The sequence below is a fragment of the Streptomyces acidiscabies genome, assembly GCF_020010905.1.
Lineage (GTDB): Bacteria > Actinomycetota > Actinomycetes > Streptomycetales > Streptomycetaceae > Streptomyces > Streptomyces acidiscabies.
The window spans coordinates 2,916,314-2,942,905 of record NZ_JAGJBY010000002.1 but is presented as its reverse complement, the minus strand read 5'-3'; the positions used below and the strand labels follow the sequence as shown (position 1 = coordinate 2,942,905).

General features: G+C 70.6%; 25 protein-coding genes. 18 read left to right on the top strand and 7 right to left on the bottom strand.

Annotated elements, in window-relative coordinates; translation table 11 throughout:
- Positions 1 to 66: 66 nt before the first annotated feature.
- Genes J8M50_RS39640 through J8M50_RS39625 form a run of 4 tightly spaced genes read right to left on the bottom strand, consistent with a single transcriptional unit; the run spans position 67 to position 3,843 of the window.
- Positions 67 to 522 (bottom strand): MaoC family dehydratase, encoded by a 456-nt coding sequence (locus J8M50_RS39640; protein ID WP_010357597.1) that lies wholly within the window; start codon positions 520 to 522, stop codon positions 67 to 69.
- Positions 519 to 2,033 carry an acyl-CoA synthetase gene (locus J8M50_RS39635; RefSeq protein WP_010357596.1) on the bottom strand — a complete coding sequence of 505 codons (1,515 nt, stop codon included), beginning with the start codon at positions 2,031 to 2,033 and terminating at the stop codon, positions 519 to 521. Before J8M50_RS39635 ends, J8M50_RS39640 begins: the two co-directional genes overlap by 4 nt.
- A gap of 11 nt (positions 2,034 to 2,044) precedes the next feature.
- A complete protein-coding gene (locus tag J8M50_RS39630; protein ID WP_010357594.1) occupies positions 2,045 to 2,911 on the bottom strand; it encodes a 4-hydroxyphenyl-beta-ketoacyl-CoA hydrolase in 867 nt (288 codons plus the stop codon).
- Positions 2,912 to 2,925: 14 nt separating this feature from the next.
- A complete protein-coding gene (locus tag J8M50_RS39625; RefSeq protein ID WP_010357593.1) occupies positions 2,926 to 3,843 on the bottom strand; it encodes an SDR family NAD(P)-dependent oxidoreductase in 918 nt (305 codons plus the stop codon).
- A gap of 92 nt (positions 3,844 to 3,935) precedes the next feature.
- Here J8M50_RS39625 and J8M50_RS39620 point away from each other — a divergent pair, with 92 nt between their 5' ends.
- The 6 genes from J8M50_RS39620 to J8M50_RS39595 all read left to right on the top strand — a co-directional run bounded on the left by J8M50_RS39620 (position 3,936) and on the right by J8M50_RS39595 (position 9,406).
- A complete protein-coding gene (locus tag J8M50_RS39620) occupies positions 3,936 to 4,475 on the top strand; it encodes a MarR family winged helix-turn-helix transcriptional regulator (RefSeq protein WP_010357592.1) in 540 nt (179 codons plus the stop codon).
- An 87-nt stretch (positions 4,476 to 4,562) separates the two neighbouring features.
- A complete protein-coding gene (locus J8M50_RS39615; RefSeq protein WP_040837729.1) occupies positions 4,563 to 5,909 on the top strand; it encodes an MFS transporter in 1,347 nt (448 codons plus the stop codon).
- 3 nt (positions 5,910 to 5,912) lie between these two features.
- On the top strand, positions 5,913 to 6,659 hold the full coding sequence (locus J8M50_RS39610; RefSeq protein WP_010357590.1) for an IclR family transcriptional regulator: 747 nt from the start codon (positions 5,913 to 5,915) through the stop codon (positions 6,657 to 6,659).
- 196 nt (positions 6,660 to 6,855) lie between these two features.
- Positions 6,856 to 8,241 carry a glycoside hydrolase family 16 protein gene (locus J8M50_RS39605; RefSeq protein WP_010357589.1) on the top strand — a complete coding sequence of 462 codons (1,386 nt, stop codon included), beginning with the start codon at positions 6,856 to 6,858 and terminating at the stop codon, positions 8,239 to 8,241.
- Positions 8,242 to 8,387: 146 nt separating this feature from the next.
- Positions 8,388 to 8,720: a hypothetical protein gene (locus J8M50_RS39600; RefSeq protein WP_010357587.1), complete on the top strand. Its 333-nt coding sequence runs from the start codon at positions 8,388 to 8,390 to the stop codon at positions 8,718 to 8,720.
- A gap of 119 nt (positions 8,721 to 8,839) precedes the next feature.
- Positions 8,840 to 9,406, top strand: coding sequence for a hypothetical protein (locus J8M50_RS39595; RefSeq protein WP_010357585.1), 567 nt, complete (start codon positions 8,840 to 8,842; stop codon positions 9,404 to 9,406).
- Here J8M50_RS39595 and J8M50_RS39590 read toward each other — a convergent pair.
- The gene (locus J8M50_RS39590) at positions 9,403 to 10,311 is read right to left on the bottom strand and encodes a helix-turn-helix transcriptional regulator (RefSeq protein WP_010357584.1); all 909 of its coding nucleotides are present in this window, start codon (positions 10,309 to 10,311) and stop codon (positions 9,403 to 9,405) included. The genes J8M50_RS39595 and J8M50_RS39590 overlap by 4 nt on opposite strands.
- A gap of 160 nt (positions 10,312 to 10,471) precedes the next feature.
- Between J8M50_RS39590 and tkt the strand changes: the two genes are divergently transcribed.
- Genes tkt through J8M50_RS39550 form a run of 8 tightly spaced genes read left to right on the top strand, consistent with a single transcriptional unit; the run spans position 10,472 to position 20,819 of the window.
- Positions 10,472 to 12,544 carry a transketolase gene (gene tkt, locus J8M50_RS39585; protein ID WP_010357583.1) on the top strand — a complete coding sequence of 691 codons (2,073 nt, stop codon included), beginning with the start codon at positions 10,472 to 10,474 and terminating at the stop codon, positions 12,542 to 12,544.
- 19 nt (positions 12,545 to 12,563) lie between these two features.
- Positions 12,564 to 13,703, top strand: a complete 1,140-nt coding sequence (tal, locus tag J8M50_RS39580) for a transaldolase (protein ID WP_010357582.1) — start codon at positions 12,564 to 12,566, stop codon at positions 13,701 to 13,703.
- On the top strand, positions 13,700 to 15,265 hold the full coding sequence (gene zwf, locus J8M50_RS39575; protein ID WP_010357581.1) for a glucose-6-phosphate dehydrogenase: 1,566 nt from the start codon (positions 13,700 to 13,702) through the stop codon (positions 15,263 to 15,265). The genes tal and zwf overlap by 4 nt, the downstream gene beginning before the upstream one ends.
- On the top strand, positions 15,262 to 16,197 hold the full coding sequence (opcA, locus tag J8M50_RS39570) for a glucose-6-phosphate dehydrogenase assembly protein OpcA (protein WP_010357580.1): 936 nt from the start codon (positions 15,262 to 15,264) through the stop codon (positions 16,195 to 16,197). The genes zwf and opcA overlap by 4 nt, the downstream gene beginning before the upstream one ends.
- A complete protein-coding gene (gene pgi, locus J8M50_RS39565; RefSeq protein ID WP_010357579.1) occupies positions 16,190 to 17,839 on the top strand; it encodes a glucose-6-phosphate isomerase in 1,650 nt (549 codons plus the stop codon). The genes opcA and pgi overlap by 8 nt, the downstream gene beginning before the upstream one ends.
- A gap of 2 nt (positions 17,840 to 17,841) precedes the next feature.
- The gene (gene gnd / locus J8M50_RS39560) at positions 17,842 to 18,717 is read left to right on the top strand and encodes a phosphogluconate dehydrogenase (NAD(+)-dependent, decarboxylating) (protein WP_010357578.1); all 876 of its coding nucleotides are present in this window, start codon (positions 17,842 to 17,844) and stop codon (positions 18,715 to 18,717) included.
- A gap of 8 nt (positions 18,718 to 18,725) precedes the next feature.
- Positions 18,726 to 19,313 (top strand): histidine phosphatase family protein, encoded by a 588-nt coding sequence (locus tag J8M50_RS39555; RefSeq protein WP_010357576.1) that lies wholly within the window; start codon positions 18,726 to 18,728, stop codon positions 19,311 to 19,313.
- A 51-nt stretch (positions 19,314 to 19,364) separates the two neighbouring features.
- A complete protein-coding gene (locus J8M50_RS39550; protein WP_010357575.1) occupies positions 19,365 to 20,819 on the top strand; it encodes a hypothetical protein in 1,455 nt (484 codons plus the stop codon).
- On the opposite strand, the gene J8M50_RS39545 is transcribed toward J8M50_RS39550, so the two are convergent.
- Positions 20,794 to 21,681, bottom strand: coding sequence for a shikimate dehydrogenase (locus tag J8M50_RS39545; RefSeq protein ID WP_010357574.1), 888 nt, complete (start codon positions 21,679 to 21,681; stop codon positions 20,794 to 20,796). The two genes, J8M50_RS39550 and J8M50_RS39545, sit on opposite strands and share 26 nt — an antisense overlap.
- 133 nt (positions 21,682 to 21,814) lie before the next feature.
- Here J8M50_RS39545 and J8M50_RS39540 point away from each other — a divergent pair, with 133 nt between their 5' ends.
- A complete protein-coding gene (locus J8M50_RS39540) occupies positions 21,815 to 22,480 on the top strand; it encodes a TetR/AcrR family transcriptional regulator (protein ID WP_010357573.1) in 666 nt (221 codons plus the stop codon).
- Between the two features lie 179 nt (positions 22,481 to 22,659).
- Entirely contained in the window at positions 22,660 to 24,009 is a 1,350-nt protein-coding gene (locus J8M50_RS39535; RefSeq protein ID WP_010357571.1) for an MFS transporter, read from the top strand.
- A 58-nt stretch (positions 24,010 to 24,067) separates the two neighbouring features.
- On the opposite strand, the gene J8M50_RS39530 is transcribed toward J8M50_RS39535, so the two are convergent.
- Positions 24,068 to 24,514, bottom strand: a complete 447-nt coding sequence (locus J8M50_RS39530; RefSeq protein WP_029184349.1) for a PPOX class F420-dependent oxidoreductase — start codon at positions 24,512 to 24,514, stop codon at positions 24,068 to 24,070.
- Between the two features lie 85 nt (positions 24,515 to 24,599).
- Between J8M50_RS39530 and J8M50_RS39525 the strand changes: the two genes are divergently transcribed.
- On the top strand, positions 24,600 to 25,172 hold the full coding sequence (locus J8M50_RS39525; protein WP_010357569.1) for a TetR/AcrR family transcriptional regulator: 573 nt from the start codon (positions 24,600 to 24,602) through the stop codon (positions 25,170 to 25,172).
- Entirely contained in the window at positions 25,169 to 26,530 is a 1,362-nt protein-coding gene (locus J8M50_RS39520) for an MFS transporter (protein WP_010357568.1), read from the top strand. The genes J8M50_RS39525 and J8M50_RS39520 overlap by 4 nt, the downstream gene beginning before the upstream one ends.
- Positions 26,531 to 26,592 lie beyond the last annotated feature (62 nt).

The window sequence follows — 26,592 nt, the reverse complement described above, 5'->3', positions numbered from 1 at the left end:
CAGCGGCACAGCCCGGGGAGGAGCGCCGTTACGTCCGATGGGCTAGTTCGGCGGTTCCCCACCGTCTCAGGCAAGAAACCTGAGCACTCCTTGAACGACCGCCGCCGGTTTCGCACCCCCCTCGATCTCGATCGTGCCGTCGACCGTGATCTGTACCCCACCTGCCACATCCGTCACATCGGCCAGCCGCGCCGCGAGGCGGATTCGCGAGCCCACCTTCACCGGCGTGGGGAAACGCACCTTGTTCAGGCCGTAGTTGACCTTGGTGGCGACGCCCTCGACCTCAAGGAGCCCTGAGAACAGGGGTATGAAGAGTGACAGCGTGAGGTACCCGTGCGCGATCGGCGCCCCGAACGGCCCCGCCTTCGCCTTCTCCACGTCGACGTGGATCCACTGGTGGTCCCCGGTCGCGTCGGCGAACGTGTCGATCTTCCCCTGTGTCACCTCGATCCACTCGCTGGTCCCGAGGTCGCTCCCGGCGAGCTTCTTCAGTTCGCCGAGGCCGTTGACGGTGATGGTCATGACGTTCCTTCGCTGTTGCCGTAGCGCTTGCGCACCCGGGACTTGAGGAGTTTTCCGGAGGCGGTGCGCGGGAGTTCGTCCGCGAGCACGACCGACCGGGGGATCTTGTACTTGGCGAGCCGCCCCGCGAGCCCCGCGAGGATGGCGTCGGGATCGGGGCTGGCCCCTTCGCGGGGCACGACGACCGCGCGCGGCACCTCGCCCCACTTCTCGTCGGCGACGCCGATGACCGCGCACTCGGCGACACCGGGGTGCGTGAGGATCAAGTCCTCTATCTCGGCGGGGTAGATGTTCTCCCCGCCGGAGATGATCATGTCCTTGATCCGGTCGACGATATGGACGTACCCGTCCTCGTCGACCGTCGCCGCGTCCCCGCTGCGGAACCACCCGTCGGTGAAGGAGGCCGCGCTCTCCTCGGGCAACCCCCTGTAACCGGGCATGACATGGGGACCGCGCACCACGACCTCCCCGGTCTCCCCCGCCGCGACCGGCACCAAGTCCGGCCGTACGACGCGGACATCGCTGAAGAAGTGCGGCACCCCCGCCGAACCCGCCTTGCTGACCGCGTGTTCGGCGTCGAGGAAGAGCGTCCCGGGCGACGCCTCGGTCATCCCGTACCCCTGGAGGAAGGTCAACCCCCGTTCCTGGTAAGCGGCGATGAGGGGGGACGGCACGGGCGAGCCGCCACAGGTGAGCAGGCGCAGCGAGGTCAAGTCGGCGTCGGCCCACCCCGGGTGACGGGCCATCAGGTCGAACATCGTCGGCACGCCGAACATGAACGTGATCCGGTGCCGGGCGACCAGAGCGAAGGTCGCGTCGGGGTCGAACGCCTCGACCAGGACGCAGGTGCCGCCCTTGAGGAGGACCGGCAGAGTCAGCATGTTCAACCCGGCCGTGTGGAACAACGGGGCGGAGACCAGGGCCCGTTCGTCGGCGATGAGGTCGGTGTCGACGAGGACGTTCACGGCGTTCCAGGTGAGGTTGCCGTGGGTGAGCATGGCGCCCTTGGGGCGTCCGGTGGTGCCCGAGGTGTACATGATGACGCAGGTGTCGTCGGCCGTGACGGGTTCGTCGACCGGATCGAACAGCGCCTGCTCCAGGGCCTGTTCGTACTCCGCGCCGACTTCGAGGTACGTCCGTACGTCGGTGCCGCCGGGGAGTCCGGCGACGAGACCGGCGTGACCGGGGGCGTAGATCAGCGTCTTCGCGCCGGAGTCGGCGAGCTGGTACGCGATCTCCGGGCCCGCGAGGCGGGTGTTGAGCGGGACGAAGACCGCGCCGAGCGTGCCGGCCGCGAACAGGGCCTCCAGGTAGGAGGGGTGGTTCGGGCCGAGGTAGGCGAGGCGGTCGCCGCGCCTCAATCCCCGCGCGCGCAGGGCGTGGGCGAGGCGGGTGGTGCGGTCGTACAGGTCGGCGTACGAGTACTGCGTGTCGCCGTGGACCAGGGCGGTGCGGTGCGGGGTCTTCCGGGCCCGGCGGGCGGGCCAGGAGCCCAGTCCCTCGTTGCGCATCTGCGGCCCCTCTAGATCGTCAGCAGGCGGGCGGCGTTCTCTTTCAGGATCTTCGGCCTGACCTCGTCCTTGATCGGCAGCTTCGCGAAGTCGGCGAGCCAGCGGTCGGGGGTGAGGACGGGGAAGTCGGAGCCGAAGAGGACCTTGTCCTTCAGCAACGTGTTGGCGTACTGCACGAGCCCGGGCGGGAAATACTTCGGCGACCAGCCCGAGAGGTCGATATGGACGCCGGGTTTGTGGGTGGCGACCGCGAGCGCCTCGTCCTGCCAGGGGAAGGAGGGGTGCGCGAGGATGATCTTCAGGTCGGGGAAGTCGGCCGAGACGTCGTCCACGTGCAGGGGGTTGGAGTACTTGAGGCGGATGCCGCCGCCGCCCGGGACGCCCGCGCCGATGCCGGTCTGGCCGGTGTGGAAGAGCGCGATGCAGCCGTACCCCTCGATCACCTCGTACAACTCGTAGGCCACAGCACGGTCGTTGGGGAAGAAGCCCTGGATGCTGGGGTGGAACTTGAACCCCTTGACCCCGTACTCCTCGATGAGCCGCCGGGCCTGCTTGACGCCCGCCTTGCCCCGGAACGGGTCGATGGACGCGAAGGGGATCAGGACGTCGGCGTTCGCGGCGGCGGCCTCGGCCACCTCCTCGTTGGGGACGGGGGCGGTGCCGGTCGCGGACTCGGAGTCGACGGTGAAGATGACGGCGGCCATGTTGCGTTCGCGGTAGTAGGCGGCCGTCTCCTCCAGGGTCGGTTTCCGCTTGCCCTCGACCTTGAAGTAGGCGGCGGAGGCGTCGTGGAGGTCGTCGGCGAGGGAGACGTTGCCCTTGGAGGAGACCTCGGCGTGGGTGTGGACGTCGATCGCGGTGAGGGCCTCGACGTCCATCGCCGGGCGCGCGCTCACGCCTCCCCCACCTTCGGCGCCGGAATCCCCACCGTCTCCGGCTGGGCCCCCACCGACGTACCCCACGCCTCCGCGAGCGTCTCCGGCGACCAGCCGCCGTCCGCGTACGCCGCCCGCACCTCCTGCGGATGCGACCACAGCGTCACCTTGTCGCCGCCGATGCCGATCGCCTGCCCGGTGATCCCGCGCGCCGCGTCGGACGCGAGGAACGGTACGAGCGCCGCGCAGTCCTCGGGCGTCCCGAACCCCTCGCCCTTGCGGAGGAACCCGGGCAGCGGCTCCCCGCGCTTCATCGCCTCGACGTACGGCGCGAACGCGGGGATCGTCTCGGTCATCGCGGTCGCGGCGACCGGCACGATCGCGTTGACGGTGATCTGCGCGCGGGCCAGCTCCATCGACCAGGTCCGGGCGAACGCGGCGATCCCGGCCTTGGCCGCCGCGTAGTTGGTCTGCCCGAAGTTCCCCCGCTGCCCGGCGGGCGAGCCGACGAGGATCAGCGTCCCGCCCTCGCCGCGCTCGCGCATGTGGACAGCGGCGGCGCGCGCGCAGGTGAAGGTGCCCCGCAGATGCGTGGTGATCACGGCGTCGAAGTCGTCGTCCGTCATCTTCCACAGCACCTTGTCGCGCAGGATCCCGGCGTTGGTGACCAGCACGTCGAGCCGCCCGAACGCCTCGACGGCCCGCCCCACGATCCGCTCGGCGGCCTCGGTCGTCCCGACGGGCACCACCTCGGCGACGGCGGTCCCGCCCGTTTCTGCAATCGCTTTCACCGCGTTTTCCGCGGCCTCCTCGTCGACGTCGTTGACGACCACGGAGGCGCCGTGGGCGGCCAGCGCGCGGGCGTAGGCGAGTCCGAGGCCACGGCCGGCGCCGGTGACGACGGCGGCCTTGCCGGTGAGATCGATACGGGGCACGGAAAGTCCCTTCGGTGAGGAGCGGCGTGGAGATAGAAGCTAAGAGCAATGATTGTTGTCGTCAATAGTTGTCGCCGACCTACAGATGGTTCATGCTGGAATCCGTACGACAGACCGCCCGACCCGGCACCGACCCCGAGGAGCCCGCCATCACCAGCCCGCACGACACCGCGAGCCCCGCCCAGATCGACGCGGACGAGCCATGGATGCGCGGCCTGCACGCCGACACGGGCTATCTGCTGTACCGACTCGGCCTGCGCTCGGGCCAGTTGTTCAACACGTTCCTCCAGGAGTCCGGCGTGCGCCTGCGCCACTACGCGGTACTGCGCTACCTCGCGGGCTGCGAGGGCGCCCTGCAACGGGAGTTGAGCGCACGCCTCGGCTACGACCCGAGCGCGATCGTCGGCCTGGTCGACGACCTGGAGCGGCTCACGTTCGCCGAGCGCCGCCCCTCCCCCGACGACCGGCGCAGCCGCACCGTCGTGCTCACCGAGGCGGGCCGCGCGTTCCTGCGGGACACGGACGAAGCGGGCCTCAGGGTCACCAACGAGCTGACGGGGCCGCTGACTTCGGCCGAGCGCGAGGTGCTGCACGGGCTGCTGCTGCGGATGGCCGGAGAGGACGTCGCCTGACCGTGATTGTTGTGCAAGATCTTGACGGCCGCTCTTTAAGTGCCTAACTTCACGGACCATTCCAGGCACCGGCCCAGGGAGCTCCCCGTGCAGTCGTCCCGCAAGACCGTCCGCCAACCGTCCCCGGAAACCGCTCAGTTGCGCCGAGTGGCCCTCTCCGGGCTGCTCGGCACCGCCGTCGAGTTCTACGACTTCCTCGTGTACGGCACCGTCGCCGCGCTCGTCTTCGGCGACCTGTTCTTCCCCGACGCCGACCCGGCCGTCGGCACCATCGCCGCGTTCGGCACCTTCGCCGCCGGCTATCTCGCCCGCCCGCTCGGCGGCCTGATCTTCGGCCACTTCGGCGACCGGGTCGGCCGCAAGTCGATGATGCTGCTGACGATGGCCCTGATGGGCACGGGCAGCTTCCTCATCGGCCTGTTGCCGACGTACGACGCGATCGGCGTGTGGGCGCCCGTCCTGCTGGTCGCGCTGCGTGTCGTCCAGGGCATCGCGATCGGCGGCGAGTGGGGCGGCGCGACCCTGATGGTCGTCGAGCACGCCGAGCACGCGCACGGCGAGCGGCGCGGCCTGTGGTCGAGCGCCACCCAACTCGGAGCCCCGCTCGGCTCCGTGCTCTCCGCCGGGGTGGTCACGCTCGTCTCGACCCTGCCGGACGACGAGTTCCGTACGTGGGGCTGGAGGGTGCCGTTCCTGCTGAGCGTCGTCCTGCTCGCCGTAGGGCTCTTCGTGCGCCTGCGCGTCACCGAGAGCCCGCTCTTCGTCGCCGGTCAACGGCCGGAGAAACCCCCGGTGTTCGAGCTGCTGCGCCGTCCGAAGCCGGTGCTGCTCGCGGCCTGTGTGGGGATCGGCGCGTTCACCGCGCAGTCGCTGCTGACCGGGTTCATGATCTCGTACGCGGTGGACCACGGCTACAGCCGCCCCCAGGTCCTGGCGGCCGTGACGATCGCCTCCTGCGTGGCGCTGGCCGTCCTCCCCACGGCCTCCGCCCTGTCCGACCGCGTCGGCCGCCGCCCGGTCGTCCTCGCGGGCGCCGTCGCCTCGGCCGCGCTGGCCTTCCCCGTCCTCGCGCTGGTCGACTCGGGCTCCCCCGGCCTGCTGATCCTCGCGCTGGTCCTCGGCCACGGCATCGCCCAGTCCACGATGTACGGCCCGCTGGGCGCCCTGCTCAGCGAGATGTTCCCGACGGACGTCCGCTACACCGGCGCCTCCCTCGGCTACCAGGGCGCCACCCTGATCGGCGCCGGGTTCTCCCCGCTGATCGCGAGCAGCCTCCTGGCGTCCAACGGCGGTTCCAGCACGCCGGTTTCGCTGCTTCTGTGCGCCGGCGCGGCGATCACCGCGCTCACCGTCTGGCGCATGCGCGAGACGTCGTACGACACTCTTGAGCCCGTCGCCGCACCGTCCCCGGCGCGGGAGACCACATCGGGGTGACGCATGACCCAACGTTCCGCGCCCGACCGGCTGTTGTCCGTCCTCGCCGCGTTCGACCACGACCATACGGCGCTGACGCTCACGGACATCAGCCGGCGGGCCGGTCTGACCCTCAGCACCGCCCACCGCCTCGTCGGCGCCCTCACCACGTGGGGCGCCCTGGAGCGGGACGGGTCCGGCGCCTACCACGTCGGCCTGCGGCTCTGGGAGGTCGCCGCGCTCTCGCCGCGCGGCCTCGCCCTGCGCCAGATCGCCCTCCCGTACCTGGAGGACCTCTACGAAGCCACCCACGAGAACGTCCAGATGGCGGTCCGTGACGGCCACGACGTCGTCTACACGGAGTGGCTCAGCGGGCGGTCCTCGGTGGGCGTCCACATCCGGGTGGGGGCGCGCTGGCCGCTCCATGTCACCGGCGTGGGGCTGGTGTTGCTGGCGCACGGTGATGTGGGCCTCCAAGAGGCGTACTGCACCGGCACGTTGAGGTCGTTCACCGACCGCACGATCACCGATCCCGCCGGTCTGCGCCGCGTCCTCGCCGAAGTCCGGCGTACGGGCGTGGCGGTGAGTGACCGTCAGGTGACGGACGACGCGCTGTCGGTGGCGGCTCCGGTGCGGGGGCCGGGCGGTGAGGTGGTGGCCGCCGTGTCGGTGGTCGTGCCTCAACAGGGGGCGCAGGTGGGGGTGTTGGCGCCCGCGGTGCGGGTGGCGGCGCGGGGGATATCGCGGGCGCTGGGATGGCGGCCGGCATAGACCCCTGTTTCATTGACGCGGGCACGTCACATAACCGTCTTCATCGGGTGAACTCGCCTTCCCTGTACGGCAATTCCCCGCTTCAACTCTTGACGGCCTTCTGGGCAGGGTGGACATTGTCGGCGTCTTGAGAGCGCTCTCAAGGGCTTTCTCGGCACCCGCACTCCCCACAAAACCCGCACCCGAGAGGTCCCCCATGACCGCAGCCTCCGGTATCCCCAGACGGCGTCGCGCCCTGCTCGCCGTCCTGTCCACGCTCGGCCTCGCCGCCGCCCTCGCGACAGCGGCCACCCTCCCCGCGGGCGCCTCCGCGCCGACCCCGCCGTCGGGGTGGTCCCAGGTCTTCCTGGACGACTTCAACGGCGCCGCCGGAACCGGCGTCAACACCTCCAACTGGCAGTACAGCACCGGCACTTCGTACCCCGGCGGCCCCGCGAACTGGGGTACCGGCGAGGTCGAGACGATGACCAACAGCACCGCGAACGTCTCCCTCGACGGCGGCGGCAACCTCCGGATCACGCCGCTGCGGGACTCCGCCGGGAACTGGACGTCGGGCCGGATCGAGACGAACCGTACGGACTTCCAGCCCCCGGCGGGCGGCAAGCTCCGCGTCGAGGCGCGCATCCAGATGCCGAACGTGACCGGCACGGCCGCCGAGGGGTACTGGCCGGCCTTCTGGATGCTGGGCGCGCCCTACCGGGGCAACTACCAGAACTGGCCCAGCGTCGGCGAGCTGGACATCATGGAGAACGTCCAGGGTCTCAACCGGGTCTGGTCGACCGTCCATTGCGGCACCAACCCCGGTGGGCCCTGCAACGAGACGACCGGCATCGGCAACAACGTCGCCTGCCCTAGCACTACTTGCCAGTCCGGATTCCACAACTACACGCTGGAATGGGACCGTTCGGTCACCCCCGAGGCGATCCGCTTCTACGTCGACGGCGTCAACTTCCACACGGTGACGGCAAATCAGGTCGACGCCACGACCTGGGCCAACGCCACCAACCACGGCTTCTTCGTCATCCTGAACGTCGCGATGGGCGGCGCCTTCCCGGACGCGTACGGCGGCGGCCTCGACAGCGGCACCGTGCCGGGCCACCCGATGCTCGTCGACTACGTCCAGGTCCTCCAGTCCACCGGCGGCGGCACAACTCCCCCTCCCACCGGGTCCCGTGACGCCTACGCCCCCATCCAGGCCGAGTCCTACGACGCGCAGTCCGGCACCACCACGGAGACCACCTCCGACACCGGCGGCGGCCAGAACATCGGCTCCCTGACGAACGGCGACTGGGCGCAGTACAAGGGCGTCAACTTCGGCTCGACCCCGGCGACCCAGTTCTACGCCCGCGTGGCGAGCGGCGCGGCATCCGGCGTCAGCGGCCTGGTGGAAGTCCGCCTGGACAGCCGCACCTCCACCCCGATCGGCAGCTTCTCGCTGGCGAGCACCGGCAGTTGGCAGACCTGGCGCACGGTCCCCGCCAACATCTCCTCCGTCACCGGCACCCACGACGTCTACCTCACCTTCACGAGCGGCCAGCCGAACGACTTCGTGAACGTCAACTGGTTCGACTTCGGGCACTGAAAGGGCACTTCACTTCGGCGAGGGGTACCTCGGACGGATGAGGCGGGATCGTTTCCCCCAGGGCCATCCGGGTGACAGCCGCTCCACGGGCGTATCCGGCCGAACACACTGGCCGTCCGCAACACGCCCCCCGAGAGAGCGACTTCATGAAACACCTCCGCAAGACCCTGACCGTGGTCATGGCCGCCACGGCCCTGTGCACCGCGTTCACGACACCCGCCCAGGCAGCACGAGGCACCTTCGCCTACTACTACTTGAACGGAGGCTGGCCACCGGGAAACCACCTGCCCGACCCCGAGGACAACCACTGCTACAACACCCCATGGGAAGGAACCCAGGCAACCAACAGCACCGACCGCGTCGCCATCCTGTACCGGGGCAGAGACTGCCAGCCCGCCGAGACCGTGGCCTTCTACGAGTCGGGGCAGCGCGGCCCCGAAAACTTCAACTCGGTGAAGTTCCAGGTCAGGTGGTGGTAGGAGGGACCCGAGGGAGGTCCGGCCGGCACGAGTCCCGGCCGGACCCGGCGCGCATGACCATGCACGACGACCAGGTGGACGTGACCACCGCCTCGGGTGACGCCGCGTAGCGTGCGTGGATGACCGCGAGCGAGTACGACGCGAGCCACATCACCGTGCCCTCCATGGAGGAGTTTGTCCTCCGGAGACCCGGCATGCACTTCCGTGTCGGGCTGCGCGACCCCCGCCTGACCGGTGAGGTGCTGAGCGCCGTGGTGGGCCACGCTCTGCACCCGGCGGCCAAGGTGGCCGAGCCGCACTCCTCGCGGGTCGAGGTGGAGATCCACGCCGATCTGGAGTTCTCGATCGCGGACGACCGTGCGGATGCGCTGGACGCCGAGGGGTGCCCCGTCCCGGGGTACAACGACTCGCTGCTCGGCCCGAACCGCTACTCGGCCGCAGCAGCGGCAGTCCTCAGTGCGGAGACCGTCGTCGAAGTGTGGCGGGACGGACGAGGTTTCCGGCAGACCCTCCGGCGTCTCCAACCCGTCGCCGAACCAGCCGAGTTCACCCCGCCCCCGGCGGAAGGCACCCGTATCCGCTTCCGCCTCGACCCCGCATACTTCACCACCCCGCTCCCCAGCGAGCCTTTGACCTGCGACCACGAGCCCGGCGCCGGGTACCTCCGTGTGACCGACCTCCGCTAACGCAGCTCCGCCCTGAACGCCGCCGGCGTCATGTCCGTGTGCTGGTGGAAGAACTTCGAGAAGTTGCCGGGGTCCGGGAAGCCGACGGCCGCGCCCACGCGGCCGATGGGCAGGTCCGTGTGGGCCAGGAGGCGCTTCGCCTCCAGGATCACCCGCTTGTCGATGAAACCCTTGGGCGTCTCACCCGTCGCCGCGCGCACCGCGCGGACCAGCGTGCGCCGGGAGTAGCCGAGGGCGTCCGCGTACGCGCTCACGCTGTGGTTCGTCGCGAAGTCCCGTTCGACCGCGTCGCGGAAGAGTGTGAACGTCGTGTCCATCCGCCGTTCCGCCTCGGCGGAGCTGGTCGCCGCGAGGTGGGCGAGGCGCAGCAGGAACGCCGTCAGGGAGTGCCGCAGCACCGCCGTGTGGAGGCTCAGAGGCAGCGTCTCGGCGTCCTCGTACTCGCGCCGCAGGTGCGCCAGCGAACCCCGCAGCGCGGCGAGCCGCTCCGCGTCGGGGTGCAGCAGCGGGGGGAGGTCGTAGCGGTACAGCCCCGTCGCCTCGACCGTCGCGCGCGGCAGGAACCCCGGCTGCATCGCGAGGACGGTCCCCCGGTAGTCGGGGACGCGGGAGAAGCGGTGGACCTGCCCCGGCCTGATCCACAGGACGTCGCCCGCACGGGCCTCGTACTCCGTGAAGTCGACCATGTGCCGCACCGGCCCGTCCTCGAACAGCAGGACCACGTGGAAGTCGATCCGGTGGACCCGGTCGAGGCGGGCCTCGGGCGCGTGCCAGGCGCGCCCGGCGTCGAGAGGCCCGACCTGCATGCCCACCCCCGCGACGCTGAGGTCGACGGGGAAGGGGAACGTTCGGATTCCGGCCACCGGCCCGTCACCCTCGCCGCCTTGGATGGTTCTGTCCGCCATGTCCCGCTCGCGCCGCCTCGCTCGTGATCTCCGTGTCCCACTTTCACCACAGGCTGACACATGCAGCCCTTCCACAGAAAAAGTCCGACTTTTAGTTTTGGAGACGTAACGACCGTGTTACCGGTCGCACAAGTGACTTCTTGAAGAGGGATCTCTGACGATGAGCGCGCAGACACCCAAGGCCCTGGAGTGGACCGACCTCGACCGCCGAGCCGTGGACACCGCCCGCGTGCTCGCGGCGGACGCGGTGCAGAAGGTCGGCAACGGCCACCCGGGCACGGCGATGAGCCTGGCCCCGGTCGCGTACACGATCTTTCAGAAGGTGATGAAGCACGACCCGGCGGACCCGGAGTGGACGGGCCGCGACCGCTTCGTGCTGTCCCCCGGCCACACCTCGCTGACCCTCTACACCCAGCTCTTCCTGGCCGGATACGAGCTTGAACTCGACGACCTGAAGGCGTTCCGCACGCAGGGCTCGAAGACCCCCGGCCACCCGGAGTACGGCCACACGGCGGGCGTCGAGACCACGACCGGACCCCTCGGCCAGGGCCTGGCGAACGCGGTCGGCATGGCGATGGCGGCCCGCTACGAGCGTGGCCTCTTCGACCCGGAGGCCCCCGAGGGCACCTCCCCCTTCGACCACACGATCTGGGCGATCGTCTCGGATGGCGACCTGGAGGAGGGCGTCTCCGCCGAGGCGTCCTCGCTGGCCGGCCACCAGAAGCTCGGCAACCTGGTCTTCGTCTACGACGACAACCACATCTCGATCGAGGGCGACACGGCGACGGCGTTCTCGGAGGACGTCCTGAAGCGGTACGAGGCGTACGGCTGGCACACTCAGCGCGTGGCACCCACCGACGAGGGCGACGTCGATGTCCCCGCCCTGTACGCGGCGTTGAGGACGGCGCAGGCGGAGACCGACCGCCCCTCCATCATCGCCCTGCGCACGATCATCGCCTGGCCCGCCCCCAACGCCCGCAACACGGAGGCCTCGCACGGCTCCGCGCTCGGCGCCGACGAGGTCGCCGCCACCAAGCGCCTGCTCGGCTTCGACCCGGAGCAGTCCTTCGAGGTCGCCCCCGAGGTCCTCGCGCACAGCCGCCAGGCCCTCGACCGGGGCGCCGAGGCGCACGCCGCGTGGGACAAGCGGATCGCGGAGTGGCGCGGCCAACTCCCGGAGCGCGCCGCCCTGTTCGACCGTGTCGTGGCGGGCCAGCTCCCCGAGGGCTGGCAGGACGCGCTGCCCGTCTTCGAGGAGGGCACGTCGGTCGCGACGCGCGCCGCCTCCGGCAAGGTCCTCCAGGCGCTGGGCCCGGTCGTCCCCGAACTCTGGGGCGGCTCCGCCGACTTGGCGGGCTCGAACAACACGACGATCGACAAGGCGAGTTCGTTCCTCCCGAAGGGCAACCCCCTCCCGGAGGCCGACCCGTACGGCCGGACCGTCCACTTCGGCATCCGCGAGTTCTCGATGGCCGCCGAGATGAACGGCATCGCGCTGCACGGCAACACCCGTATCTACGGCGGGACTTTCCTCGTCTTCTCCGACTACATGCGCAACGCGGTCCGCATGTCCGCGCTGATGCAGCTCCCGGTCACCTACGTGTGGACGCACGACTCGGTGGGCCTCGGCGAGGACGGCCCGACCCACCAGCCGGTCGAGCACCTGGCGTCGCTGCGCGCGATCCCGGGCCTGAACGTCGTCCGCCCCGCCGACGCGAACGAGACGGCGATCGCCTGGGCGGAGATCCTCAAGCGCCACTCCACGCACCCGGCCCCGCACGGACTGGCCCTGACCCGCCAGGGAGTTCCGACGTACGCGCCCAACCCGGACGCGGCGAAGGGCGGTTACGTCCTGGCCGAGGCGAGCGAGGCCCCCGAGGTCGTCCTGATCGCGACCGGCTCCGAGGTCCAACTCGCCGTTGCCGCACGGGAGTTGCTGGAGGCCGAGGGCACCCCCACCCGAGTGGTCTCGATGCCGTCGGTGGAGTGGTTCGAGGAGCAGACCCCGGAGTACAAGCAGACCGTTCTCCCCGCCGCCGTCAAGGCCCGCGTCGCCGTGGAGGCCGGTATCGGCCTGACCTGGTACCGGTACGTCGGCGACGCCGGACGCATCGTGTCCCTGGAGCACTTCGGCGCCTCCGCCGACGCGAAGACCCTGTTCGCCGAGTTCGGCTTCACCGCAGAGAACGTCGCAGCGAAGGCACGGGAATCCCTCGCTGCCGCGCGTAGTTGATCAGAACGCCAGAAAGAAGATGATCGAAGTGACCGCAACACCCCTGGAACGCCTCAGCCTTGAGGGCGTCTCCATCTGGCTGGACGACCTCTCGCGCAAGCGCCTCGTCTCCGGCAACCTCGCCGAGCTGATCGCCACCCAGCACGTCGTCGGCGTCACCACCAACCCCTCGATCTTCCAGGCCGCGATCGGCTCGGGCGAGGGCTACGAGGAGCAGCTCGCCGACCTGGCCGTACGCGGCGTCACGGTCGACGAGGCCGTACGGATGATGACGACGGCCGACGTACGGGACGCGGCGGACGTGCTGCGGCCGGTGTACGACGCGACCGGCGGGCGGGACGGGCGGGTCTCGATCGAGGTGGACCCGCGTCTCGCGCACGAGACGGCTCCGACCGTCGCCGAGGCGAAGCAGCTGTTCTGGCTGGTGGACCGGCCGAACGTGATGATCAAGATCCCGGCGACGAAGGCCGGCCTCCCGGCGATCACCGAGGTCGTGGGCCTCGGGATCAGCGTGAACGTGACGCTGATCTTCTCCCTGGAGCGGTACGCCGAGGTCATGGACGCCTACCTCGCGGGCCTGGAGAAGGCGCGCGCGGCCGGTCTCGACCTGTCCACGATCCACTCCGTGGCCTCCTTCTTCGTCTCCCGCGTCGACTCCGACATCGACAAGCAGCTCACGGCGCTGGGCACCACCGAGGCCCTCGCCCTCAAGGGCAAGGCGGCCCTGGCGAACGCGCGGCTGGCCTACGAGGCGTACGAGAAGGTCTTCGCCTCCGAGCGCTTCGCCGCCCTGGAGAGCGCGGGCGCGCACCGCCAGCGTCCGCTGTGGGCTTCGACCGGGGTGAAGGATCCTGCTTACAAGGACACCCTGTACGTGGACGAGCTGGTCGCGCCCGGCACGGTCAACACCATGCCGCAGGCCACACTGGACGCGGTCGCGGGCCACGGGGTCGTCACCGGTGACACGGTCACGGGCGGGTACGAGCAGGCCCGCGCGGACCTCGACGCGGTGGCGGCGCTGGGTGTGTCGTACGACGAAGTGGTCACCCGACTGGAGCAGGAGGGTGTCGAGAAGTTCGCGGTCGCCTGGGAGGACCTGCTGAGCGCGGTCAGGAAGTCGCTGGAGAGCAAGGGAAACAAGGGAGTGGGCGCGGAATGAACGCCGTAGACACTGTCAGTGCCACGGCCGTGGACCCGGCCGACTGGGAGAACCCGCTGCGGGATCCCCGGGACCGGCGGCTGCCGCGGATCGCGGGGCCGTCCGGGCTGGTGATCTTCGGGGTGACGGGTGACCTGTCGCGCAAGAAGCTGATGCCGGCCGTCTACGACCTCGCCAACCGCGGGATGCTCCCGCCGGGCTTCTCGCTCGTCGGGTTCGCCCGCCGGGACTGGGAGGACCAGGACTTCGCGCAGGTCGTGCACGACTCGGTGCGCGAGCACGCCCGTACGCCGTTCCGCGAGGAGGTGTGGCAGCAGCTCGCCGAGGGCATGCGGTTCATCCCCGGCGCCTTCGACGACGACACCGCGTTCAAGCAGCTGCGGCAGACCGTCGACGAGCTGGACGCGGCGCGCGGTACGAGCGGCAACTACGCCTTCTACCTCTCCGTACCGCCGAAGTTCTTCCCCGAGGTCGTCCAGCAGCTGAAGAAGCACGGCCTGGCGACCCCGCCGGAGGGTTCCTGGCGGCGGGCGGTCATCGAGAAGCCGTTCGGGCACGACCTGGCGTCGGCCGAGGAGCTGAACCGGATCGTGCACGACGTGTTCGACCCGGACCAGGTGTTCCGGATCGACCACTACCTCGGCAAGGAGACCGTCCAGAACATCCTGGCGCTGCGCTTCGCGAACCAGATGTTCGAGCCGATCTGGAACCGGTCGTACGTGGACCACGTGCAGATCACGATGGCCGAGGACATCGGCATCGGCGGGCGCGCCGGGTACTACGACGGCATCGGCTCGGCCCGTGACGTCATCCAGAACCACCTGCTCCAGCTGATGGCGCTCACCGCGATGGAGGAGCCGGCCGCGTTCGACGCGGCGTCGCTGCTCACCGAGAAGCTGAAGGTCCTCAAGGCCGTGAAGCTCCCGGAGAACATCGGCGAGCACACCGTGCGCGGCCAGTACGCCGAGGGCTGGCAGGGCGGCGAGAAGGTCAGCGGCTACCTCCAGGAGGACGGCATCGACCCGGCCTCGACGACGGACACGTACGCCGCGATCAAGCTGAACGTCGACAACCGCCGCTGGGCCGGGGTCCCGTTCTACCTGCGCACCGGCAAGCGCCTGGGCCGCCGGGTCACGGAGATCGCGGTCGTCTTCCAGACGGCGCCGCACTCGCCGTTCGACTCCAGCGCCACGGAGGAGCTGGGTTCCAACGCGATCGTCATCCGGGTCCAGCCGGACGAGGGCATGACGGTACGGTTCGGGTCGAAGGTCCCGGGTACCTCGATGGAGATCCGGGACGTCACGATGGACTTCGCGTACGGCGAATCCTTCACGGAGTCCAGCCCCGAGGCGTACGAACGGCTCATCCTGGACGTACTGCTCGGGGACGCCAACCTCTTCCCCCGCCACCAGGAAGTGGAAGAGTCCTGGAAGATCCTCGATCCGATCGAGGTCCACTGGGCGACGCACGGGAAGCCCGCCCAGTACGCGTCCGGCAGCTGGGGCCCCCAGGAAGCCGACGAGATGCTCGCACGAGACGGACGGAGCTGGCGCAGGCCATGAAGATCGACCTCACCGACACCACGGCAAGCAAGATCAACAAGGCGCTGGTGCAGGGTCGCCGCGCGATCGGCACCCCCGCCGTGGGAATGGTCCTGACGATGGTCATCGTCACGGACGAAGAGAACGCGTACGACGCGATCAAGGCGGCCGAGGAGGCCTCGCACGAGCACCCCTCGCGCACCCTGGTCGTCATCAAGCGCCAGGCCCGCACCCCGCGCGAGCGCACCCAGTCCCGGCTCGACGCCGAGGTCCGGGTCGGCTCCGAGGCGGGCGCCGGCGAGACCGTCGTGCTGCGCACCTACGGCGAGGTGTCCGACCACGCCGACTCGGTGGTCCTGCCGCTGCTGCTGCCGGACGCGCCGGTCGTCGTCTGGTGGCCGGTGGACGCCCCCGAGAACCCCTCGAAGGACCCGCTGGGCGCGCTGGCGCAGCGCAGGATCACCGACCTGTACGCGGTCGAGAACCCCCTCCAGACGCTGTCCGCGCGCATCCGGTCGTACGCCCCCGGCGACACCGACCTCGCCTGGACCCGCCTCACACCGTGGCGCTCGATGCTCGCGGCGGCCCTCGACCAGGCCCGGGTGCCGATCATCTCCGGCGCCGTCGAGGCCGAGGCCGACAACCCGGCCGCCGAGCTGCTCGCGCGCTGGCTGGAGGCGCGCCTCAAGGTCACGATCGACCGCGTGGTCACGGCAGGGCCGGTCGTCACGGCCGTCCGGCTCGGTACGGCGGACGGCGAGGTCGTCATCGACCGTCCCGACGGCCCCCTCGCGACGCTGTCGCTGCCGGGCCAGCCGTCCCGCACCCTCGCGCTGAAGGTGCGCACCACCTCCGAACTCATCGCCGAGGAACTGCGTCGCCTCGACGCGGACGAGATGTACGCCGTCGCCCTGCGCGGCGAGGGCACCAAGGAGACCCCCGCACATGTCTGAGACACCTCTGCTCACCGAACGGCCCGAGTGGGAAGCGCTGTTGGCGCATTCCTCCGAACGGGCCGGGCTGCGCGAGCTGTTCGCCTCCGACCCCGCCCGCGCCGAGCGGTACGTCGTCCGGGTCGGCGATCTGCGGATCGACTACTCGAAGCACCTCGTCACCGACGAGACGCTGACGCTGCTGCGTGAACTCGCTCTTGCGACCGACGTGTTCGGGCTGCGGGACGCGATGTTCCGGGGCGAGAAGATCAACATCACCGAGCAGCGTGCGGTGCTGCACACCGCGCTGCGGGCGCCGCGCGGCGCCGTGATCGAGGTCGACGGCGAGAACGTCGTACCGGCCGTGCACGCGGTGCTCGACAAGATGGCCGCGTTCGCGGAGCAGGTGCGGTCGGGTGCGTGGGTCGGTCACACGGGCCGTCGTATCCGCAACGTCGTCAACATCGGGATCGGCGGCTCGGACCTGGGCCCCGCGATGGCGTACGAGGCGCTGCGGGCGTTCACCGCGAGGGAGTTGACCTTCCGCTTCGTCTCCAACGTGGACGGCTCCGACCTGCACGAGGCCGTGCGCGACCTCGACCCCGAGGAGACGCTGTTCATCGTCGCCTCGAAGACGTTCACCACGATCGAGACGATCACCAACGCCACCTCGGCGCGATCCTGGCTGCTCAGGGGCCTGGACGGCGACGAGAAGGCGGTCGCGAAGCACTTTGTCGCGCTGTCGACGAACTCCGAGAAGGTCGCGGACTTCGGGATCGACACGGCGAACATGTTCGAGTTCTGGGACTGGGTCGGCGGGCGTTACTCGTACGACTCCGCGATCGGGCTCTCGCTGATGATCGCGATCGGTCCGGACGGGTTCCGGGAGATGCTCGACGGGTTCCACCTGGTGGACGAGCACTTCAAGAATGCCCCTGCCGAGGCCAACGCGCCTTTGATCCTGGGCCTGTTGGGGGTCTGGTACGGGAACGTGCTGGGCGCTCAGTCGCACGCGGTGCTGCCGTACTCGCACTATCTCTCCAAGTTCACCGCCTACTTGCAGCAGCTGGACATGGAGTCCAACGGCAAGTCCGTGGACCGCGAGGGGCGTCCGGTCTCCTGGGAGACCGGTCCCGTGGTGTGGGGCACGCCCGGCACCAACGGGCAGCACGCGTACTACCAGTTGATCCACCAGGGCACGAAGCTGATCCCGGCCGACCTGCTCGGGTTCGCGCGTCCGGTCGGCGAGCTGAGCGACGAACTCAAGGCGCAGCACGACCTGTTGATGGCCAACCTGTTCGCGCAGGGGCAGGCGCTGGCGTTCGGCAAGACGGCCGACGAGGTCCGTGCGGAGGGCGTTCCGGAGGAGCAGGTCGCGCACCGCACCTTCCAGGGCGACCACCCCACGACGACCATCCTCGCGGGCGAGCTGTCGCCGTCGGTGCTCGGCCAGCTCATCGCGCTGTACGAGCACAAGGTGTTCGTACAGGGCGCGATCTGGAACATCGATTCCTTCGACCAGTGGGGTGTCGAGCTGGGCAAGGTCCTCGCCAAGCGCGTGGAGCCGGCCCTCACCTCGGGTGCGGACGTGCCCGGACTCGACGCCTCCACGGCCGCTCTCGTCGCCGCCTACCGTGACCTCAAGTTCAAGGATGTGAAGTAGCCATGCAGCTCGGACTGATCGGTCTCGGCAAGATGGGCGGCAACATGCGCGAGCGCATCCGCCGCGCCGGCCACACCGTCGTCGGGTACGACCGCAACCCCGAACTCTCCGACGTGGCAAGCCTGTCGGAGCTGGTGGAGAAGCTCGAAGCGCCGCGCGTGGTCTGGGTGATGGTCCCGGCCGGCGGCCCCACGCAGTCCGTCGTGGACGAGCTGGGCGGCCTCCTTCAGGCCGGTGACACGGTCGTCGACGGCGGCAACTCCCGCTGGACGGAGGACGAGAAGCACGCGGAGGAGCTGGGCGCGAAGGGCATCGGCTTCGTCGACGCGGGCGTCTCCGGCGGCGTGTGGGGTCTCCAGAACGGGTACGCCCTGATGGTCGGCGGCGACGCCGAGCACATCGCGAGGGTGCAGCCGGTCTTCGACGCCCTCAAGCCCGAAGGGCCGTACGGGTACGTCCACGCCGGCAAGGTCGGCGCCGGGCACTTCTCCAAGATGGTCCACAACGGCATCGAGTACGCCATGATGCAGGCGTACGCGGAGGGCTGGGAGCTGCTGGAGAAGGTCGACTCCGTCACCGACGTGCGCGAGGTCTTCCGGTCCTGGCAGGAGGGCACCGTCATCCGGTCGTGGCTGCTCGACCTCGCGGTGAACGCGCTGGACGAGGACGAGCACCTGGACAAGCTGCGCGGGTACGCCGAGGACTCCGGCGAGGGGCGTTGGACGGTCGAGGCCGCCATCGACCACGCGGTGCCGCTGCCCGCGATCACGGCGTCGCTGTTCGCGCGGTTCTCGTCCCGGCAGGACGACTCGCCGCAGATGAAGATGATCTCGGCGCTGCGCAACCAGTTCGGCGGGCACGCCGTCGAGAGCAAGTAGGTCCGGCCATGGGGGACTTGTTCCTGGTCCGCCATGGGGAGACGGAGTGGAGCGCGTCGGGCCGGCACACCAGCTGGACCGACCTGCCCCTCACCGACCAGGGTGAGCAGCAGGCCAAGTCGCTCACGCCGCTCCTCGCGGACCGGACCTTCTCGCTCGCGCTGACCAGCCCGCTGGCCCGCGCCGTCCGTACCGCCGAACTCGCCGGGATCACCGGCGCGTCGACGGAACCCGACCTGCACGAGTGGGACTACGGCGGGTACGAGGGGATCACGACCGTCGAGATCCACGAGACGCGTCCCGACTGGTACCTGTGGACCGACGGGGTACCGCCCGGTCCCGAGGGTCACCCCGGGGAGTCCCCGGAGGAGATCGGCGCCCGCGCGGACCGCGTGCTCGCACGCGTGGTGCCCGCGCTGGAGGAGGGCGACGTGGTGCTGGTCGCCCACGCGCACTTCCTGCGGGTGCTGACGGCGCGGCGGCTGGGGTTGCCGGCTTCGGAGGGACGGTTGTTCCAGTTGGCGACGGGGACGGTGAGCCGGTTGTCGACGGAGCATGGGTGGCCGGCGATCGCGGAGTGGAACGCGAGGGCTTGATGCCCCACCCCCGTTGACACCCCGCCACCAGGCCCGCCAGAGTCGCGACCGATGGAGATCAACGATCTGACACCGGCCGAGCGACGCGTCTGGCGGGCCTTCGTCACGGGGGCGACCGTGGACTTCCGTGATGCGGACGGGGATGCGCCCGGCGTCGAGTGGGGCCCCGAACGGGCCGTCCGTGCCAAGGTGTTGCGTGCCCTGCTGCTCAACGGCCCCGCCGAACCCGGCGAAGTGCCCGCGCTGAAGCTCATGGGAGCCCGGATCACCGGGGAGTTGGACCTGCGGTACGCGACCGTCGAGCAGGTGATCCGCCTCAACTACTGCCGCTTCGACCGCACTCCGCGTTTCGCGGGGGCCCAGTTGCAGTACCTGAACCTGCGCGACAGCACCCTCCCCGGCCTCGCGGCGGCCCGCGCCCGTATCGACGGCAGCCTGCGTCTGACCCGGTGCCGTATCTCCGGCCCGGTCCGCCTCGGCGGCACCCAGATAGCGGGCGCCCTCTTCCTGGACCACGCGGAAGTCACCGGCGACGACAGCGGGTTGCCGGCGCTGGGCCTCAACCAGGTCTCCGTGGACGACGACCTGTGCGCGAGGGGCCTCACGGCGCGGGGCCTGATCCGCCTGGACGGCGCCCGTGTCGCCGGCTCGCTGGACCTGGAGGACGCGGACCTCGCCCACCCGGGCGCGAACGTCCTCCAGGCCGAGACGATGGAGGTGGGCGCGAACATCGTCGCCCGCCGCCTGCGCGCACAGGGCCGTATCGACCTGCGCGGCACCCGTGTCCCCGGCCGGATCGACCTCCTCGACTGCACGCTGTCGAACCCCGGCGGGACGGCGCTGCGCGCGAGCAGTTGCGTGATCGGGGAGCTGTGGCTGCGCAGGGGCGTTCCGATCGGCGGGATGCTGAACCTCCGGGCCACGGAGATAGGCCAGTTGAACCTGTCCCCGGAGAAACTCCCGGACCAGGTCCGCCTGTTGGACCTGACGTACACGTTCCTGACCCCGCACGCCCCGGTCGAGTCCCGCCTCCCGATGCTGGACCGCGACGACTCCTTCAACCCGCACGCGTACGAGCAACTCACCGCCGCCTACCGCAGAACCGGCGACGACGCCTCGGCCCGCCTGGTCCAGCTCGCCAAGCAGCGCCGCCACCGCCGCACCCTCCCCTGGTACGGCCGCCTGTGGGGCCACCTCCAGGACACGACGGTCGGCTACGGCTTCCGCCCCCTGCGCGCGGGCATCTGGCTGCTCTCCCTGCTGGCCGTCGGCTCGGTCACCTTCGCCCTCCACCACCCGGCGCCCCTGAAGCCCGCCGAGTCCCCCGGCTTCAACCCCGTCTTCTACACCCTCGACCTGCTCCTCCCGGTCATCTCCTTCGGCCAGGAGGGGGCGTTCGCGCCGACCGGCGTCTACCAGACCCTGTCGTACGTCCTGATCGTGACGGGCTGGATCCTGGCGACGACGGTGGTCACGGGCATCACGCGGACGGTGAGCCGGCAGTAGGCAGCCCCGCCAGCTCCCCGATGTCCGCCAGCATCCGCCCGCTGTCGGGTTCCCGCCCCGTGAACAGCCGGAACGCGTCGGCGGCCTGGAACACGGCCATCCCGCCCCCGTCGAGGGTCGCGCACCCCAACGCCCGGGCGACGCGCAGGAGTTCCGTCTCCAGCGGGCGGTACACCACCTCGGCGACCCACAGCTCGGCGCGCAGCAGCGAGGCGGGGAGGGGCAGCCCCGGATGCGCGGCCATCCCCGTGGGCGTCGCGTGGACGAGGCCGTCGGCGTCGGCGAGCAGCACGGGAAGCGCGTCCGGGGTCGCGTACGCCGCGCGGCCCGCGCCGAAGTGGCCGTTCAGGGCGGCGGCCAGAGCGGCGGCCCGTTCCGGTACCGCGTCCACGACCGTCACCAGCCCCGCCCCCAGCGTCAGCGCGGCATGGGCGACGGCCGCCCCCGCGCCGCCCGCGCCCAACTGGACGACCCGCTCCAGCGGCACGTCCGGCAGCCCCCGGGCGAACGAGGCCGCGAACCCGGTGACGTCCGTGTTGTGGCCCACCGCCCGCCCGTCCTCCTCGAAGACGACCGTGTTGACCGCGCCCAGCGCCTCGGCCTGCGGCGACAGCGCGTCCAGGTGGGCCGGCACGACCTGCTTGCAGGGATGCGTGATGTTCAGCCCGTCGAACCCGAGGTCCCGCGCCGCCCGCACCAGCTCCCCCACCGCCTCCGGACCCGCCCCGAGCGTGTCGAGGTCGATCAGCCGGTACAGGTACCGCAGCCCCTGCCGGTCCGCCTCGCGCTCGTGCAGCGCGGGGCTGAGGGACGGACCGATCCCGGAGCCGATCAGTCCGACGAGGTACGAGTCCTTGGCCACGCGGCCCTCCTGAACAGTCGCCGTAATGTACGAACCAGTACGTTAGCTATAGCAGCCGAACCCCGCCGCCGGGAACCCCCCGCCACGCCGCCTTCTAGAATCTGCGCACTGTCCGCACTCCCGAAGGACTCCGATGACCAGCGTCGACGAACCAGCGCGCACCGGCGGACGCATCCGCGACGCGGCCCGTACCCGGGCGGAGATCCTCGACGTGGCGACCCGGGAGTTCGCGCGGGCCGGGTACGACGGCGCCCGCGTCGACGAGATCGCGGCCAGCACCCGTACGACGAAGCGGATGATCTACTACTACTTCGGCGGCAAGGAGCAGTTGTTCACGGCGGTCCTCGAGCGCGCGTACGGCGTGATCCGCGAGGCCGAACAGCGCCTGGACGTGGACCACTTGGACCCGGTCGCGGCGATCCGCCGGCTCGCGGAGCTGACGTTCGACCACCACGAGGCGCACCCCGACTTCATCCGCCTGGTGACGATCGAGAACATCCACGGCGCCGAGCACATCGCGGCGTCCGAGAAGCTCGGCCGGATGGGCTCGCCCGCGCTCGACGTGATCCGCCGCATCCTCGCCGCCGGGCAGAAGTCCGGCTTGTTCACGGCGGACGTCGACGCCGTCGACCTGCACGCGATGATCAGCTCGTTCTGCTTCTTCCGGGTCGCCAACCGGCACACGTTCGGCGCTCTGTTCGGCCGCGACCTCGTCGCCCCGGAGCGGCGCGAGCAGTACCGGGTGATGCTCGGCGACATGGTGATCGCGTACCTGACGGCGGAACGCGCGGCGGACTGACGGCCGTCGGGAACTGTCCGCGCGACCTCTTGACACGGGGGAAACCTCGGCGCAACATCCCTTCCCACCGAGACTAACTATCCAGTGGGTTAATTAAGCGCCCTACCCGGCCCGCACCTGCCCCGCCCCTTCCTCACCGCTCGCCCCACGCCGTCGTGGGGTACCCGAAGGAGCCTCCGTTGTCCGTCCCCGTCCCCGCCCCCGCCCCGCCGGGCCAGCCGAAGAAGGCCGCCGCCGCGGCCTGGATCGGCAGCGCCCTGGAGTACTACGACTTCTTCATCTACGGCAGCGCCGCCGCGCTGATCTTCCCGGACGTGTTCTTCGACGAGTCCGACCCGGCGACGGCGACCCTGCTGTCGCTGGGGACGTTCGGGGTCGCGTACGCCGCGCGGCCGGTCGGCGCGCTGTTCCTCGGCCACTTCGGGGACCGGGTCGGCCGCAAGAAGATCATGGTCTTCACGCTGATACTGATGGGCCTGTCGACGTTCCTGATCGGCTGTCTGCCCACGCGTGAACAGGTCGGTACCCTCGCTCCGGTTCTGCTGGTGCTGTGCCGGGTCCTCCAGGGCATCTCGGCGGCGGGCGAGCAGGCCAGCGCGGGGTCGATGACGCTGGAGCACGCGCCCTCGCACCGACGGGGCTTCTTCACGAGCTTCACCCTCAGCGGCACGCAGGGCGGCCAGCTCATCGCGACCCTCGTGTTCATCCCGGTCGCGTCCCTGCCCGAGGACCAGTTGCTGTCGTGGGGCTGGCGCGTCCCGTTCTGGCTGAGCATCGTGGTCGCGGTGGCCGGGTACGTGATCCGCCGCAAGCTCGCCGAGACCCCGGCGTTCGAGCAGCAGGCGGCGACCGAGGGCGTCGTGAAGATGCCGCTGCTCGTCCTGCTCCGCGAGCACTGGTCGGACGTCCTGCGGGTGATCGCGGGCGCGATGGTCGCCTCCGTGAGCACGATCTTCACGGTCTGGGCCCTGTCGTACGCGACCAGCGACGCGGTCGGCATGAGCCGTACGTCGATGCTGTGGGTCGGCGCGCTCGCCAACCTCGTCGCCCTCGCGGCGATCCCCCTGTGGGCGACGCTCTCCGACCGCATCGGGCGCCGCCCGGTGTTCCTGGTCGGCGCGGCGGGCAGCGGGGCCATGATGTTCGCCTACCTGTGGTCGATCTCGACCGGCTCGTACCCGCTGATGATGCTGCTCGGCATCCTCACGTTCGGCGTCGTCTACAGCGCCGCGAACGGCGTCTGGCCGTCGTTCTACGGCGAGATGTTCACGACCCGGGTCCGCCTGTCGGGCATGGCGATCGGCACGCAGATCGGCTTCGCCATCGCCGGTTTCGCGGTCACGTTCGCGGCGGAGATCGCGGGCCCGGACGGCGACGACTGGTTCTCGGTGGCCCTGTTCACGGCGGCCCTGTGCGTCCCGCCGGTCATCGCCGTCCTCACGGCCCGCGAGACGGCGAAGATCCCGACCGAGTCCCTGGGCCTGCGCACCCCGGGAAAACAGCCTGACCGCGAGTCCGTCTCGGCCTGACCTTCCGCCGGGTCCCCGGACGCCTTCGGGCTCCGGGGACCTTGCCGTGTACGGGGGTTCAGCCGGCCTTCTTCGCCGGGATCCCGTACGCCCGCTCCACCCGGAGCCGGACCACGAGCCGCCGGTCGCGGACCATCGCGGCGCGGAAGTCGTCCCAGTCGGGGTGCTCGCCCAGGACGGCGCGGTAGAGGCGGATCAGTTCCTCGACCGTGTCGTCGGCGGGGTCCTCGGCGACGGGGGTGAGGTCGGCGGTGCCCTCCACGACCGTGTAGGCCCAGCGGTCGTCGCTGGTGACGTGGTAGCTGGTGCGGGGGTCGCGCTGAAGGTTGCGGGTCTTGGCGCGGTCGGCGGTGACGGAGATCCGCAGGGTGCGCTCGTCGGGGTCGTAGTGGTGGGTGACGTTCGAGAGCTGGGGGCGGCCGTCGCGTTTGAGGGTGACGAGCACTCCGCCCCGGGTGTCGGAGAGCAGGGCGAGGAGGGCGTCGTCCGTCGTGTCCTGAGTCATGTCCGTGGTCAACCCCGGTCGGCGAGCGCCGCATTCCCCCGGCCCTGGGTAGACACTGTCTACGGTCCACTGGTGGACAGTGTCTATGTCCGCTGACCAGCCCTCCTCCGACCTCCGCGCCCGCCTCATCGACACCGGCGTGGAACTCCTGGCCCGCGAGGGCGTGCAGGCGCTCACCCTGCGCGAGATCGCCCGCCGGGCCGGTGTCTCGCACGGCGCGCCCCGCCGCCACTTCCCCACGCACCTGGAGCTGCTCTCGGCGATCGCCCGCCGGGGCTTCACCGACCTCGCCGCACGGGCCGGGAAGGTGACGGAAGCTTTGGACGCCCGCCTCCGCGTCGAGCAACTCGCCCGCGTCTACCTGGAGTTCGCTCTCGACAACCCCGGAATGTACGAACTGATGTTCCGTCACGACCTCCTGGAGAGCGGTCACTTGGGCCTCCGCGACACCAGCCTCCCCCTGTTCTCCGCCCTGGTGGAGTCGGTCGGCCGGGTACGCCCCGACGCGGACGCCCCAGCCGTCGCAGCCGCCCTCTGGGCCAACCTGCACGGCATGGCCCAGCTCTGGACCTGGGGCAGCCTCCAACTGGCCACCGGCACCGAGGACTTCACCCCTCTGCTGCGGACGGTCCTGGACGCCCACCTGGGCGCGGCGTGAACCGCCCCCTCGCCCTCGCCGCGAGCGTCACCGGCGCCATGGTCGTAGCGCTCGACGGCACCTGCCTCACGGTCGCCCAGCCCACGTTGCGCCGGGAGTTGGGGGCGAGCCTCGACCAGGTCCAGTGGACCAGCACCGGGTATCTCATCGCCGTGGCGGGCCTGTTGGTGTTCGCGGGACGCCTAGGCGACCGGTACGGACACCGCCGCATGTTCGCCATCGGCATGCTCGGCTTCGGCGCCGCCTCGGCGGGCCTCGTGGTCGCACCCGGCATCGGCTGGGTGATCGGACTCCGCGTCGTCCAGGGCGTGTTCGGCGCCCTGCTCCAGCCGGCCGGCCTCGGCATGCTGCGCGCCGCGTACCCCCCGGACCTCCTGCGCACCCCGCTCGCCGTACGCACCGCGGCGATCGGCATCGCCGCCGCAGCGGGCCCGGTGCTGGGCGGGGCGCTGGCGACGGCGTACGGCTGGCGCGCGGTGTTCGTCCTCACGCTCGCCCCGACCCTGGTGTTCGGCCTGCTCGCCCTGGCGGTCCGGGAGGCCGACACCCCGCGCCCGTCCACGCCCCTGGACCTGCCCGGCGCCCTGCTGCTGGCGGTGACCCTGGCGTCGCTGGTCCACGCGCTGGTCACCCTGACCGCCTCGACCGCTGTCCTCGGCGTCGCCGCCGCGCTGGCTTTCGTACGGCACGAACGCCGGACCTCAACTCCTCTGCTGCCACCGGACGTTGCCGTGGGAGCCGGACTCACGGTCCTCATGACGGCGTCGGCCACGCTCAACGGGGGCCTGTTCGCGTGCGTCTACCTCCTGCAAGGAGACCTCGGCCTGACGCCCTTCCACAGCGCCCTGCTCAGCCTGCCGTTGGCGGTGGCGCTCATCGGATCGGCGCCCGTGTGCGCGATGTTGCTCAAGCGGGCGGGCAGCCGCCGTACGACCGCCGGGGCGATCGCGTTGCTCGCGGCGGGGCTACTGGTGCTGGCGGGGGCCTCGGCGCAGGCGGTGTTCTGTGTGGGGTTCGCTCTGGTGGGCGCCGGGTTCGGGGCGGTGATGGTGGCGGGGACGCATGTCGTCGTGAAGGAGGCGCCGGTGGCGTTCGCGGGGGTGGCGGGCGGGTTGCAGCAGACGGCGATGAACGTGGGGCCGGTGCTGGGGGTGGCGGTGGCGACGGTGCTGATGGGATCGGCTCGTGTGCCGCTCGTGGTGCTGGCGGGGCTGACGGTGCTCGCGGTGCCGGTGTGCCGGATGCTGCCGGGACAGGCACCTCGCATTGCCTCCCATACCGGACACCCCACGCTCCCCCGCACTACCAGAAGCGACGCACCCCACACACGGCACACGTCCGAAAGGGGTTCCCTCTGACGCCACCTGCGGAACGATTGGGGAGTGAGGTGCTCCGGAGCAGGTGGGCCGGTGTGTCTCGA

Bases quoted from the DNA above. Each gene is read 5' to 3' on its own strand.
- pgi (WP_010357579.1), top strand. From the start codon at position 16,190: ATGTCTGAGACACCTCTGCTCACCGAACGGCCCGAGTGGGAAGCGCTG.
- J8M50_RS39525 (WP_010357569.1), top strand. From the start codon at position 24,600: ATGTCCGCTGACCAGCCCTCCTCCGACCTCCGCGCCCGCCTCATCGAC.
- J8M50_RS39640 (WP_010357597.1), bottom strand. From the start codon at position 522: ATGACCATCACCGTCAACGGCCTCGGCGAACTGAAGAAGCTCGCCGGG.
- J8M50_RS39590 (WP_010357584.1), bottom strand. From the start codon at position 10,311: ATGGCGGACAGAACCATCCAAGGCGGCGAGGGTGACGGGCCGGTGGCC.
- J8M50_RS39550 (WP_010357575.1), top strand. From the start codon at position 19,365: ATGGAGATCAACGATCTGACACCGGCCGAGCGACGCGTCTGGCGGGCC.
- opcA (WP_010357580.1), top strand. From the start codon at position 15,262: ATGAAGATCGACCTCACCGACACCACGGCAAGCAAGATCAACAAGGCG.
- J8M50_RS39530 (WP_029184349.1), bottom strand. From the start codon at position 24,514: ATGACTCAGGACACGACGGACGACGCCCTCCTCGCCCTGCTCTCCGAC.
- gnd (WP_010357578.1), top strand. From the start codon at position 17,842: ATGCAGCTCGGACTGATCGGTCTCGGCAAGATGGGCGGCAACATGCGC.
- J8M50_RS39605 (WP_010357589.1), top strand. From the start codon at position 6,856: ATGACCGCAGCCTCCGGTATCCCCAGACGGCGTCGCGCCCTGCTCGCC.
- J8M50_RS39610 (WP_010357590.1), top strand. From the start codon at position 5,913: ATGACCCAACGTTCCGCGCCCGACCGGCTGTTGTCCGTCCTCGCCGCG.
- J8M50_RS39635 (WP_010357596.1), bottom strand. From the start codon at position 2,033: ATGCGCAACGAGGGACTGGGCTCCTGGCCCGCCCGCCGGGCCCGGAAG.
- J8M50_RS39595 (WP_010357585.1), top strand. From the start codon at position 8,840: ATGACCGCGAGCGAGTACGACGCGAGCCACATCACCGTGCCCTCCATG.
- tal (WP_010357582.1), top strand. From the start codon at position 12,564: ATGATCGAAGTGACCGCAACACCCCTGGAACGCCTCAGCCTTGAGGGC.
- J8M50_RS39600 (WP_010357587.1), top strand. From the start codon at position 8,388: ATGAAACACCTCCGCAAGACCCTGACCGTGGTCATGGCCGCCACGGCC.
- zwf (WP_010357581.1), top strand. From the start codon at position 13,700: ATGAACGCCGTAGACACTGTCAGTGCCACGGCCGTGGACCCGGCCGAC.
- J8M50_RS39555 (WP_010357576.1), top strand. From the start codon at position 18,726: ATGGGGGACTTGTTCCTGGTCCGCCATGGGGAGACGGAGTGGAGCGCG.
- tkt (WP_010357583.1), top strand. From the start codon at position 10,472: ATGAGCGCGCAGACACCCAAGGCCCTGGAGTGGACCGACCTCGACCGC.
- J8M50_RS39620 (WP_010357592.1), top strand. From the start codon at position 3,936: ATGCTGGAATCCGTACGACAGACCGCCCGACCCGGCACCGACCCCGAG.
- J8M50_RS39630 (WP_010357594.1), bottom strand. From the start codon at position 2,911: ATGGACGTCGAGGCCCTCACCGCGATCGACGTCCACACCCACGCCGAG.
- J8M50_RS39540 (WP_010357573.1), top strand. From the start codon at position 21,815: ATGACCAGCGTCGACGAACCAGCGCGCACCGGCGGACGCATCCGCGAC.